Raw genomic sequence first — 12,586 nt, 5'->3', positions numbered from 1 at the left:
TGCAATTTGCGCAAGAACGCCACGCAGTTAAATCAAAAAAACTGATCAATCAATCAAATTTATATATTTGAAGTGATCAAAAATCGGGATGACACTGGGACCATCAATCGCAACCCAGGAGTCGGTACCATGAGCAAGTCATTCACGGTTCACACCGAAGGCGCAGATATTGCGTGTGATGTAGAAGGGCAAGGCCCGTTGTTGTTGCTGGTGGTGGGCGGCAATGGCGACAGCGGCCGTTTTGCCCGTCTTTCTGCGCAACTGGCAGACCGTTATACGGTGGTGCGCTACGATCGCCGGGCCAATTTTCGCAGTACCGGTGACGTGCACGCAGAGCTGAACATGGCGCAGCAAGGTCGTGACGGCGCGGCGGTGATAGCTGCCATGCAAGGCGGGCCGGCTTATGTATTTGGTAACAGCGCAGGGGCGAATATTGCGTTGCAGATTGCCCAGGATCACCCGCAATGGGTGCGCGGGCTGGTGGATCATGAACCGCCAATCACCGATATCCTGAAAGATGGCCCGCAATGGCGGCAGTTTTTTGATCAGGTCAGTCACACCTTCGAGACCGAGGGTGGAGCGGCGGCCATGAAGCTTTTTGCCTCTTCATTTGTCGGATTGGGCGATGGCGCAGCGGCGCCGGCGGATCAGGATGGCAATTTCTATCGTTTCCTGAAGTATGAGTTCAACGTGATCAACCATTTCGTGCCGGATGTGGCGGCGTTGCGCCAGGTTCCCATGGTCACGGCCGTTGGCCGGGCCAGCGGGAATGCGTTTTACGCGCAAACCGCGCATGAACTGGCGCGCCAGGTGCCGTGCCCGTGTGTAGAGATGGTGGGGCACCATATGGGGTACGCCGTTGATGCGGCGACGTTTGCCGATGAACTGCATCAGATTCTTTGTGCCTTGCCCGCCCGCCTGGCTTGAATAAAGGGCTGATGGCATAAAAAAACGCGCTCACCTCCCGGTCAGCGCGTTTTGTTTTGCGACTACCCAAAGGGCGTCATCAGATCTGGGAATTGGTCGTGGCGTTGAACTGCACGCCCAGGCTGGTTTCCAGGTTCTTGATGGCGTCTTCCAGCACGGCAAAGATCGTGGCCCGGTCAGTTGTGTTAGACAGGTCCAGCGTGCTGCTGGCCACCACGCTGTGCTGCTGCAGCGCGGTGGTATACGCCGCCTGAATCGATGCCGCCGGGATAAACGCGCCCTGACCGCTGCTGTTTACATAAGACAGCGTCGTGAACACGTTGCTGAACACGGTGCCCAGTGTGGTCATGTTGAACGCCACGTGGTTCTGCGGTGTGGTCAGTGCTGTGGCGCTGGTGGTGGGGATCGGGCGATCGTAGAACTGGTTCAGGTAATAACGTACCTGATACGGATATTGCTGGTACGTATCCGTCTTGCCCCAGACGCTGCTCCAGTCGTTCACCGTGGCTACGGTGGCTGCGGTGGCCGTGGCGCCCAGCTGGCTGTAGCTGGACATCAGCGTGCCGTAGTAGCCCTGGTTGTAGGCCACGTTCAAGAGGACGTCGAAGAAGTTGTTCGGCAGGCTCTTGAAGTTCACCAGGGTGTTGTCGAACGCCGGTTGCCACGGCGTGGTCCAGCCGCCGGTGCCTTTGCCGATCTCGACCAGCGCCACCATGTCGTTGTAATGGAAGTACGCGGTCAGCATCGGGCCGTAGTACTTGTTGTTGAACGAGGGCGGGGTGGCTTTGGTGTACTGCGTCGGGGCGTCGGCCAGGGTGTAGCCGATGTTCTTTTGCAGCGCGATGAAGTTGATCAGCGAGTGGCCGGCCGGCGTGTAGCTGCCAGAGACCATATCGGCGGCGTAGTTGTTGATCTGGTACGGGCCGCCCTGGCCTGCGCCCATCACGGCTTGCTGGTCAGACGACGGGTCAATCAGCGTGCTGCTGGCCTGGTAGACCTGGGTTTCCAGGTTTTCCTGCAGCAACTGGCCCAGCACGGAACCGTACAGATAGTCTTTTTCAAACTGCAGGCCCGGGTAGTACTGCTGCACCAGGTGGCCGTACATCACGCCGGCGATCATGTTGGACATGATCAGGTCGGTGTAGTTATCGCCATCCAGCGTCAGGCTGTCTTGCGCCGTGCCCGCGCCCAGCAGCAAGTGGAAGTTGATCTTGCCAGTGGTGGTGACGGCGCCAGACGGTGTGGGTGCAGGCGTCGGTGTCGGTGTCGGGGTGGGCGTTGGCACCGGCGTGGGCGTGGGCGTCGGGACGGGTGTGGGGGTCGGTGTTGGCACCGGCGTCGGGGTAGGCGTCGGCGTGGTGCTGCCGCAGTTGCTGACCACCGTCCACGGCTGGCCGCTGCCGTCGCCGCCATTGTTGGTGCTCGGGTTCACGCCTTGCGTCCACCAGTTGGCTTTGTAGTTCACGCCATTGACGCTGACGGTCGCGCCAGCGCTATAGGCGGTGCTGGCATTCCAGGCGGCAGCACAACCGGACGGCGTCGGTGCCGGCGTTGGTGCGGGCGTGGGTGCTGGTGTCGGGGCTGGGGTCGGCACAGGCGTCGGTGCCGGGGTGGCGACAGGGGTCGGCGTGGGTGCGGGCGTGGGGGCCGGTGTCGGTGTCGGCGTGGTGCTTACCGCGCCCAGGTCTTTCCACAGGCTGGGGGTGGCGGCGGGGTTCCAGTTGGCGCCGACGTAATCGGTCTGCGTCACCAGCGCCTGGTAATCATGGCCGTTGTAATAAACGATGGTGCCGGCGGTATAGGTGCTGCCATCAACCCAGGTCGGGACATCGGCATGGGCAAGCTGGCTGGCCAGCAAAACGGGGAGTGTCGCGCCAAACGTCAGGGCGCACAGGCGCGTCAAACGGCGCAATTGCGGTTTGTTCATCGGTTCCATTCCTCTTTGGTGTTGCTGTAGGTTTTGTATGACCTTGCATGGGCAAGGCTGGCGTCAGTTTATCCGCTGGTTTTGCGCTTGCAGCCCTGACGGGGATGAGCGGAAGGGTCGATCTGCCGGGTGGTGCGGGCAACGGCGGCGTATTGGCGGACGAGTTGATTTAAAAACCGCAGTCAGGCGGTGGTTGGTGATTAATCGTCAACAATGTTATGCCTTGAGCATGGTTTTTCCGCGCGGGCGGTTTGCGCACACTGCGGCATGTTCCATTTGCCGGAGTAACACCATGCCGATTGCCTTGCTGGCGCTGACCATCAGCGCGTTTGCCATCGGGACCACCGAGTTCGTGATCGTGGGCCTGATTCCTGATATTGCCGCCAACCTGGGCGTGTCTTTACCTTCTGCCGGGCTGCTGGTCAGCCTGTACGCGCTGGGCGTGGCGGTGGGCGCGCCGGTGCTGACTGCGCTTACCGGCAAGTTGCCACGCAAAACGCTGCTGGTGGCGTTGATGGTGCTGTTCACTCTGGGCAATCTGCTGGCCTGGCACGCGCCGGGGTATACCTCGCTGATCGTGGCGCGGGTGCTCACCGGCATGACGCACGGGGTGTTTTTCTCGATTGGCTCGACCATTGCCACCAGCCTGGTCCCGCGTGAAAAAGCGGCCAGCGCCATTGCCATCATGTTTACCGGGCTGACGGTAGCGCTGGTCACGGGCGTGCCGCTGGGGACGTTTATCGGGCAGCACTTTGGCTGGCGCGAGACCTTCCTGGTGGTGTCCGCGCTGGGTGCGCTGGCGGTGGCGGGCAGCCTTGCGTTTGTGCCGGCCAGCATTGCCCGCAACGCGCCGGTATCGCTGATCAGACAGCTTGATGTGCTGCGCCAGCCGCGGCTCTTGCTGGTGTATGCCATTACTGCGCTGGGCTACGGCGGCTCGTTTATTGCCTTTACCTTTCTGGCCCCCATGCTGCGCGATGTCACGGGTTTGGGCCCCAATGCCGTCAGCCTGGTGCTGCTGGCCTACGGTGTTTCGGTGGCGGTGGGCAATATCTGGGGTGGCAAGCTGGCAGACCGGCTGGGGCCGGTGGGCGCGCTCAAACGCATCTTCATGCTGCTGGCGCTGGTGTTGCTGGTGTTGACCTTCACCGCGCCGCACCCGGTTTTGCTGGTCGCCACCGTGCTGGTCTGGGGTGCGGTCGCTTTTGGCAACGTCGCCGGATTGCAGGTGTATGTGGTGCAGCAGGCGGAACACTTTGTACCAGGCGCAGTGGATGTCGCCTCGGGCCTGAATATCGCCGCTTTCAATGTCGGGATTGCCTTCGGGGCGTGGGCGGGCGGTCTGGTCGTGGCGCATTTTGGCCTGATGCACACGCCGTGGATTGGCGCCTTGCTGGCGCTGGGGGCACTGGGGCTGACGGTGTGGTCTGGCCGGCTGGATGACGCCAACCCGATTCCGGTTTCTGCCCGGCCGGTGGTTGTGGGCGGCCACTGATTTTCACCGTCGCCTGGTCTATCCCCAATCTGCGTATTGGGGATTTTTCATCTGTACTGAATAATGCGGTGTATTCGCAGCGTATTTTCAAGGCAGAGAGGAAAACGTGGATCGGCTCAACGACATGCGCTTGTTTCTGGATGCAGCCAGCCTGGGCAGTTTTTCCGCCGCAGGGCGCAAGCATGGTTTATCTCCCGCGGCGTCCAGTGCCTGCATCCAGCGGCTGGAAGCCACGCTCAAAATCCGCCTGTTCGAGCGCACCACGCGCCAGTTACGACTGACCGATGAAGGCCAGATCTACCGCGCCTACAGCCAGCAAGTGCTGGACTTGCTGATCGAGGCAGAGCACGCCTTGCAGGCTGGCCGTACAGAAGTGCAGGGCGTGGTGCGTATCTCCGCCCCGTCAGACCTGGGGCGCAATGTGCTGCTGCAGGCGCTGGATGAGTTCTCTGCGCAGTATCCGGAAGTGCGCTTTGTGCTGTCGCTGACCGACTCCACGGCGAACCTGGTGGGTGACGATATTGATCTGGCGGTGCGTTATGGCCAGCCGGCCGACAGCAGCATGGTGGCGCGCCAGTTATTGCCCAGTCAGCGCGTGGTGTGCGCCTCGCCCGAGCGGGTGGCGCAGACCGGTGCGCCGCACACGCCGGCTGATCTGCAGCACTTGCCGGCGCTGGTGCTGGTGACCGGATCGGGGCCGATGAACGAGTGGCGCTACCGGGAAAACGGCCAGAGCGCCAGTGTGCGGGTCGAGGGCGTGCGCCACAGCAATGATGGCGAGGTGATCCGCAAATGGGCACTGCAAGGCTATGGCTATGCCTGGAAATCCCGCCCGGATATCACGGCCGATCTGGCGGCTGGCCGTCTTGTGACGGTGCTGGACAACTACTTTACCGACAGCGCGCCGCTGAACCTCTTGTATCACGCCAACCGTTTGCAACCGCTGCGGCTTAAATTGCTGATCGAGTTTTTGATGAGCCACTTTGCCGGGCAGGCGGTTTAACCCGCCCGGTCTGTGGCCTCAAGCGTGGGCGGGGTAGTCGGTATAACCCTCGTGATTGCCGCCAAACAAGGATGCGCCATCCGGTTGCGCCAGCGGCAGATCACGCGCCAGTCGCTGCGGCAGGTCCGGGTTGGCCACAAACGGGCGGCCAAATGCCACCAGATCGGCCAGGCCGGATGCCAGAATCGCCTCGGCGCGGGCTTTGTCGTAACCGCCAGCCACAATGATCTTGCCGTGAAAGACGCGGCGCAGTTCATGGCGGAAATCGTCCGGAATACTCGGGGCATCGTCCCAGTCGGCTTCAGACAGATGGATATACGCCAGGCCCAGCGGATCCAATTTTTCGGCCGCATGCAAAATGGTCGGGACGATATCCGGGTCGGCCATGTCCTTGAAGGTGATGTACGGGGCGAGGCGTACGCCCACCTTGTCGGCACCCACTTCTTCGGCCAGCGCGGTCATCAGTTCCACCAGAAAACGGGTGCGGTTATCGCGTGAGCCGCCGTACTGGTCGGTGCGCTGGTTGGATACGCCGCGCAAGAACTGGTCCACCAGATAACCATTGCCGCCGTGCACCTCAACACCATCAAACCCGGCGGCGATGGCATTGGCCGCCCCTTTGCGGAAGTCCGCAATGATGGCGGTGATCTCCGCCGCCGTCAGTGCGCGCGGGGTGGGGCAATCCACCATGCGGCCCACGCCGTCTTCACCGACGATCCACACCTGCGTCTCCTTGGGCTGGATGGCCGACGGCGCCACTGGCGGCTGGCCATGATGGAACACGGAATGCGATACGCGGCCCACGTGCCAGAGCTGCAAAAACACCTTGCCGCCGACGGCATGGATGCGATCGGTCACGGCGCGCCAGCCGGCAACCTGGTCTGCGCTGAAAATGCCGGGGGTAAATGAATAGCCTTTACCTTGCGGCGAGATCTGTGTGGCCTCGGTCACGATCAGGCCGGCGCTGGCGCGCTGGGCGTAATACTCGGCCATCAAATCGTTGGGGATATCGCCGGGCTGCGTGGTGCGGGCGCGGGTCATGGGGGCCATGACAACGCGGTTGCGCAAAGCAGTGGTGCCTAATTGCAGCGGATCGAACAGGGTAGTCCGGGTCATGATGTGTTCCTTTGATCTTGGATCAGTGTGTTCAGGGGGAACCGGCCGGCGTGGTCAACGGGGCTTCCAGCTCCAGCACCACACCACCGGGTAATTCAACAAAAATCTGCGCTGCGGGTTTGTCCGGGTGGCGCCCCGCTTGCCAGCGGTAACCACTGGCGCGCACTCGCTCGATCACGGCGTCCGCCGCTTCATCGGTCCGGAAAGCCAGATGGGCAAAACTCACCTGCGGTATCGCGCCGGGGCGGCCCAGCAGGTGCACCACGGCCTGATCGCCCTGATACAGCCAGGTGCCATCAAAGCCGAAGTCCGGCCGGTAACCGGGCTGCCAGCCCAGCACGTCGCCAAAAAAACGGGCGACCTGCGCCTGGCCACTGGTGTTCAGGCTGAGGTGATCAAAAGTCCAGGCCATGACGTGCTCCTCAGGAGGGGTTTACGGTTTGACGATGCCCATTTGCTGCAGCAAGGTCAGGTTGTCTTCCAGGTGCCAGTTCTCGACGATGCGGCCATCGGCCACGCGGTAAAGATCAAAAGCCTGGAAGTCGATGGGCTGGCCGCTGCCCTGCACGTTGCCAAAGTGGCCGGTGAAATGGCCCTTGAAATGCAGGTGAACCGACACCCGATCCTGGCTGACGACAACGTCATCCATTTCGGCGGTCAGATCCGGCACGGCGGCGCGAAAACCTGCAGAGGCCTGGCGCGGGCCTTGCGGGCCCTGAACGCGGCCGGCGGGCAAGGTGCGGTCGATGAAATCAGCAGAGAGCGCCGCGTCGGCGTAACGGGTGTCGCCGGTATTCCAGAACGCGGCATAGCGGCGGGCGGCCAGGATCACGCTGGCGCTGGCATTGGCGCTGGCATTGGCGTCGGTAACGGCAAGGTGATGTGGTTGCGGCAGAACGTCCGTGTCGGCCAGAACCGGCAGGCTGAGGGTGGTTGCCAGCAGGGCAGAGGCCAGGAACAGGGTGGGCAAGCGCATGATGATCTCCAGAAAATGCAGTGCTGTTTTGATGACTGCATTCTGGAGTGGCTTGCCCGGCCTGATAATTGGCCTGATTCAGGAATGATCTTCTTGTCTGGTTTGAAAATGCCTGGATCAATGCGCCGGTTTGATGAACTTGAGCGTCATCCGGTCAGATTCGCCAATCGCCGCATAGCGCGCCCGGTCCTGATCGCCGCCCTGGTAAGACGGCGGCAGCGACCACACGCCGTTCGGGTAATCCTTGGTGTCTTTGGGATTGGCGTTGATGTCCGAGCGGGCCGCCAGTTTGAAACCGGCATCCTGCGCCAGCTTGATCACGGTGTCTTCGGTGACATAACCGGTATCGATCATCTGCTGCAAAGAGGTGCCCGGCGCGGCGCGGTGCTCTTCCACGCCCAGCACGCCACCCGGTTTGAGGGCTTTGTAAAACGCCGTAAACGCGGCCGGGGCGGTGCCATCCTTGAGCCAGTTGTGCACGTTGCGGAACGTCAGCACCACATCGGCGCCGCCGGCGGGCCTGATATCCACGCGCTGCGGCGGTTCAAAGGTCAGCACCGCTGCGTGGTTGTACAGGTCCGGTTGATGGCTGAGTGTGTTCTCGAACCCGGCCACTTCCTCGGCGCGTTCCTGATCAATGTCCGGCGCCACCTGGGCGGCGTAATAGCGGCCATGACCGTTCAGGTACGGCGCCAGGATTTCGGTATACCAGCCGCCGCCTGGCCAGATTTCCACCACAGTCTGATCAGGGCGCAAGCCGAAAAACGTCAGCGTCTGTACCGGGTGGCGATAGACATCGCGCTTGACGCGCGCCGGTGTGCGCTGCGGCCCGGCGGCGGCCTGATCCAGCGTGAGCGTGGTCCCGGCCTGGGTCAGCAAGGGCAGGGTGACAGTCAGCGCGATGCAGGTGCGCGCCAGCAAAGAGGTCAAGGTCATGGAGTAACTCCGGCAGGATACAAACACGGTATAACGCATGATCCATGCCAGCGCCTGGCGGGCGCTGATTGCCGGTGACTGCGGCCAGGGTGTGCCAAAAGCGCCAGTGTCGCCCACCGGTTGCTGCAAATGCCGCACCAAGCGGGATTTCTGGATAATCAGATTGCAGCGGCCTGCTTTCTGATACACGATGCCCGTCTGACAGCGCAGGCAAGGGGAGGCAACACAGGGGCCCGCGTTGTCTGGTCAGTTAAAACAACAAGGAACCAGGTTTCATGGCGGACACCACATCGCAGGTCAAGCACCGCGTGCGCGAGGCCGTATCGCAGCATGCCAACAAGGTGGAAGACGTTCTGCAAGACACCACCGATATCCTCAAAAGTCACGGTGAACTCAAGCCGGGCGACGGGATGATCGTTTCCATCATTGCTTTCACGCTGGGTTTTCTGAGTCTGCTGGGCGTGCTGGCGTTTCATTTTCCGCAATACCTCACCACGCCGGAATTGCGGCATCAGTATTCAGTCGATCTGCTGCGTCACGTGCTGTTTGGCGCGCTGTTGCTGGCGGGCGCGTTCTCGATCTGTAACGCCTTGCTGCAGCGCCAGCGCAGCCTGAACGTGGTGACCGTGATCATGGTCTTGCTGGCCGTGGCCGGCGGGGGGTCCCGCGTGCCGGTGGGCAACTTTCCGGATCACACGCCGTATCTGGGGCTGGACTGGTTCATCCTGGATCTGCTGGGGTCGACCACGGTGTTCCTGCTGCTGGAAAAACTCTTCCCGCTGTATCGCAAACAAGCGGTATTCCGGCCTGAATGGCAGACTGATCTGGCGCATTTCGGCTTTAACCATTTACTGGTCGGGCTGGCGCTGGTAGTGGTCAACTTCCTGATCCACCACGTCTTTGGCTGGCTGGTTCATGCCGATTTCCAGTTGTGGGTGGCCAGTATTTCTTTTGTGCCGCAGCTTTTGCTGTGCGTGCTGGTGGCCGACCTGATGGAATACGCCGCCCACCGCGCCTATCACGAGGTGCCGTTCCTGTGGCGGTTCCACGCCGTGCACCACAGCGTCAAATCCATGGACTGGCTGGCCGGATCACGCCAGCACATCCTGGAGCTGATCGCGACCCGGGTGATGGTGCTGGGGCCATTGTTCGTGCTGGGGTTTGATCAGCAGGTGGTCAACACCTACATCATCATTGTCGGGTTTCAGGCGGTGTTCAATCACGCCAACGTGCACCTGCCCTGGGGTCCGCTGCGCTATATCTTTGTGACGCCGGATTTCCACCATTGGCATCATTCGTCTGAAGACGAGGCGATTGATCGCAATTACGCCGCGCACTTTGCTTTCATCGATCACCTGTTTGGCACCGCGGTCAAATCGACCCGGGCCTTCCCGCACAAATACCGTGTCGTGGGCGATTACGTGCCGGATGGCTTTGCGCGGCAGCAGGCGTTCCCGTTCCGCCGCCAGCAAGGCTGAACCCGGTTCAGCCTGGTGCGAGAAAAGCCAGCCTGACCCGGCTGGCTTTTTTACTGTTTGATCACTGTTTGATCGCGGCGCGGGCCGTTTGCGCGGTGTTGCCGGCTTAACGCTCGCCGTGCGGTGTGTAGATGAACTTGTCCAGATCAAACCCCTGGCGGCGGGCAATCTGCAGCGCCGTATCAACGTCGGTCTGCGCCAGCGTCGGGCTGCGCGACAACAGCCACAGATACTTGTTGTTGGGCGATCCCACCAGCGCCCAGTGGTAATCGCTCGCCAGGCCTATCACCCAGTAATCGCCACTGAAGGGCCAGAAAAACTGCACCTTGAGCCGTGCATTGCCGCTGTTGGGGAGGACCGTGGCCGTGCCGCGGGCGATATCAAGCTGGCGGTCTTCATGGCGGCAGCTATTGAGCACGGCAATGCTGCCGTCGGCGTTTTTGCTGTACTGCGCCGTGGTGTCAGACACGCACAGCCGCTGAAAGAACATGGGCAAGTGGCCGATCTCGTACCAGGTGCCCAGGTAACGGTCCACCTCCAGCGTGGGCACGCTTTGTACGGGGTCGGCCATGGCGCGGGGCAGGGCGGCCAGCAAGCACAGCCAGAATGCGCGGCGAAGGTGGCGAAAGTGTGTCATGCGGTGTCCCGGAGTCAGCAGCAGCCGGATGAGTGTCCCATGCCGTGCCGCTCAAAGCGCGTGGCGCGGACTGAAACGCGTGTCAGAAAACGCTGACGCCACGCACGGTGGTGATGGCTGGCCCGCAGCGGCGGCGTTCCCTTTCACTGTGAACCAGACCATAACCAGAATCACCCTTAATTTGCTAAGTCGGCCCGGTTCTGGCCTCTGCCACGTGGGGGAGGGCCAGCTCATCCGGCTTTGCGCGGGTAAATGGCTGATCTGCCGGGCAAAGGCGGGCGTGCGGCGCAAAAAAGCGGGTAATGCGGGGACAAACAGACTCAAAACAGTCATGGGCTGACAAACGGCCCCCATCTGTTACAATCGCCGCCCAGGCCGCATTCCACCTTGAATGCGGCTTGTTTTTGCCTGTTGTCGCCCGCGTTTTTGTAAGACTTCTCCCGCAGCAAAGCGGCCGTTTGTATCCGACTAACGGAACGGGCGTACATATAACCCATTTTGAATATAAGAGCGCTATGATATGGCGCATCATGTCTGATCCGGCTTTGTGGTAGTGCGCAGTTTTGCCGGCCGGCACAGGCAGATATCGCAGTCGTCAACGCACGGTTTTGCATGCTTCCTTTACGTAAAGGTTTTGAATAAAAAGGGGAAATAGATGGGTTTTGCCGCAACACTGGACAAGAGCCTCAGTATCGCCAAGCCGGAATTCAACCGTTGGTTGATTCCGCCGGCCGCACTGGCAGTTCACTTGTCGATCGGTCAGGCGTATGCCTTTTCGGTGTTCAATGCACCGTTGAGCAAGGCTTACGGCTGGAGCATTCCTTCGCTGGGCTGGATTTTCTCTCTGGCTATCGTCTTTCTGGGTCTGTCTGCCGCATTTGGCGGCAAGTGGCTTGAGCGTGTTGGCCCGCGTGCCACCATGTTTGCCTCGGCGCTGTGCTTTGGTGGCGGCTTCCTGGTGTCGGCTTTGGGCATCTATCTGCAGCAGTTGTGGATGCTGTATCTGGGCTACGGCGTGATCGGTGGTATCGGTCTGGGCCTGGGTTATGTTTCCCCGGTTTCCACGCTGATCAAGTGGTTCCCGGATCGTCGCGGCATGGCAACGGGTCTGGCCATTATGGGTTTTGGTGGCGGCGCCATGATCGGTGCACCGCTGGCCGTGAACCTGATGGACAAGTTCAAGACCGCAACGACCCCTGGCATTGCCGAAACCTTCGTCGTGATGGGTTTGATCTACACGCTGTCGATGCTGATCGGCGCGTTCACCGTGCGTCTGCCGGCACCGGACTGGAAGCCGGAAGGTTTTGTTGAAAAACAAGACCCGAAAAAGCTGGCCAGCCACGTGTATGTGGATGCCGACACTGCCCTGAAAACCCCGCAATTCTGGCTGATGTGGGCCGTGCTGTGCCTGAACGTGACGGCCGGTATCGGTGTGCTGGGCCAGGCTTCGCTGATGATCCAGGAAGTATTCAAGGGTTCGGTCAGCGCGGCTGCGGCAGCGGGCTTTGTGGGTTTGTTGTCCATTTTCAACATGGGCGGCCGCTTCTTCTGGTCCAGCGTGTCTGACGCCATCGGCCGCAAGACCACCTACCTGGTGTTCCTGTTGCTGGGCGCTGTGCTGTACGCACTGGTCCCGACTGTGGGCGCCAGCAGCGTCGTGCTGTTCGTAGCCCTGTATGCCGTGATTCTGTCGATGTACGGCGGCGGCTTTGCCACCATCCCGGCTTATCTGTCTGACAAGTTCGGCACACGTTACGTGGGCGCCATCCATGGCCGTTTGCTGACCGCATGGTCCGCCGCCGGCGTGCTCGGCCCAGTGATCGTGAACTACATGCGTGACCATCAGATCAAGGATCTGGGTGTACCGGCTGCACAAGCCTACAACACCACCATGTACATGCTGGCTGGTTTGCTGGTGATCGGTTTCGTCTGCAACGCGCTCATCAAGAACGTGGACGAAAAATTCATTTCGCGTGAGGACTAAGACATGACCAAAATCAAAGGCATGGTGCTGTGGGCTTATGTGCTGATTCCGCTGGCCTGGGGTGTTATCCAGACCGTGAAGAAGACGGCTGCCCTGTTCAGTTAAGA

10 protein-coding genes and 1 pseudogene are annotated in these 12,586 nt (G+C 61.0%); 5 read left to right on the top strand and 6 right to left on the bottom strand.

Annotated features, from left to right (window positions below):
* Nucleotides 1-129: 129 nt before the first annotated feature.
* Nucleotides 130-927, top strand: coding sequence for an alpha/beta fold hydrolase (locus tag IEX57_RS08255; RefSeq protein ID WP_188703802.1), 798 nt, complete (start codon nt 130-132; stop codon nt 925-927).
* 79 nt (nt 928-1,006) lie between these two features.
* On the opposite strand, the gene IEX57_RS08250 is transcribed toward IEX57_RS08255, so the two are convergent.
* Nucleotides 1,007-2,854, bottom strand: a complete 1,848-nt coding sequence (locus tag IEX57_RS08250) for a carbohydrate-binding protein (protein ID WP_188703801.1) — start codon at nt 2,852-2,854, stop codon at nt 1,007-1,009.
* A gap of 292 nt (nt 2,855-3,146) precedes the next feature.
* On the opposite strand from IEX57_RS08250, the gene IEX57_RS08245 reads away from it, so the two are divergent.
* Together IEX57_RS08245 and IEX57_RS08240 are read left to right on the top strand one after the other, a co-directional pair.
* The gene (locus tag IEX57_RS08245) at nt 3,147-4,349 is read left to right on the top strand and encodes an MFS transporter (RefSeq protein ID WP_188703800.1); all 1,203 of its coding nucleotides are present in this window, start codon (nt 3,147-3,149) and stop codon (nt 4,347-4,349) included.
* Nucleotides 4,350-4,455: 106 nt separating this feature from the next.
* On the top strand, nt 4,456-5,352 hold the full coding sequence (locus IEX57_RS08240) for a LysR family transcriptional regulator (RefSeq protein ID WP_229708921.1): 897 nt from the start codon (nt 4,456-4,458) through the stop codon (nt 5,350-5,352).
* Between the two features lie 18 nt (nt 5,353-5,370).
* On the opposite strand, the gene IEX57_RS08235 is transcribed toward IEX57_RS08240, so the two are convergent.
* The 4 genes from IEX57_RS08235 to IEX57_RS08220 all read right to left on the bottom strand — a co-directional run bounded on the left by IEX57_RS08235 (nt 5,371) and on the right by IEX57_RS08220 (nt 8,380).
* Complete coding sequence (locus IEX57_RS08235) at nt 5,371-6,468, bottom strand: alkene reductase (RefSeq protein ID WP_188703799.1); 1,098 nt, start codon at nt 6,466-6,468, stop codon at nt 5,371-5,373.
* Between the two features lie 31 nt (nt 6,469-6,499).
* A complete protein-coding gene (locus IEX57_RS08230) occupies nt 6,500-6,880 on the bottom strand; it encodes a VOC family protein (protein ID WP_188703798.1) in 381 nt (126 codons plus the stop codon).
* Nucleotides 6,881-6,901: 21 nt separating this feature from the next.
* Nucleotides 6,902-7,444, bottom strand: coding sequence for an ester cyclase (locus IEX57_RS08225; protein WP_188703797.1), 543 nt, complete (start codon nt 7,442-7,444; stop codon nt 6,902-6,904).
* Between the two features lie 117 nt (nt 7,445-7,561).
* Entirely contained in the window at nt 7,562-8,380 is an 819-nt protein-coding gene (locus IEX57_RS08220) for a class I SAM-dependent methyltransferase (protein ID WP_229708920.1), read from the bottom strand.
* Nucleotides 8,381-8,655: 275 nt separating this feature from the next.
* On the opposite strand from IEX57_RS08220, the gene IEX57_RS08215 reads away from it, so the two are divergent.
* Nucleotides 8,656-9,858, top strand: a complete 1,203-nt coding sequence (locus IEX57_RS08215) for a sterol desaturase family protein (RefSeq protein WP_188703796.1) — start codon at nt 8,656-8,658, stop codon at nt 9,856-9,858.
* A 106-nt stretch (nt 9,859-9,964) separates the two neighbouring features.
* Here IEX57_RS08215 and IEX57_RS08210 read toward each other — a convergent pair whose 3' ends face one another.
* Nucleotides 9,965-10,495, bottom strand: a complete 531-nt coding sequence (locus IEX57_RS08210; protein ID WP_188703795.1) for a lipocalin family protein — start codon at nt 10,493-10,495, stop codon at nt 9,965-9,967.
* A gap of 655 nt (nt 10,496-11,150) precedes the next feature.
* Between IEX57_RS08210 and IEX57_RS08205 the strand changes: the two are divergent.
* Nucleotides 11,151-12,584 (top strand): annotated as a pseudogene (locus IEX57_RS08205) (L-lactate MFS transporter).
* Nucleotides 12,585-12,586: the final 2 nt, after the last annotated feature.

The organism is Silvimonas iriomotensis (assembly GCF_014645535.1).
Taxonomy (GTDB): domain Bacteria; phylum Pseudomonadota; class Gammaproteobacteria; order Burkholderiales; family Chitinibacteraceae; genus Silvimonas; species Silvimonas iriomotensis.
The sequence above is the reverse complement of the archived record's forward strand: the minus strand, read 5'-3'. Positions and strand labels throughout refer to the sequence as shown.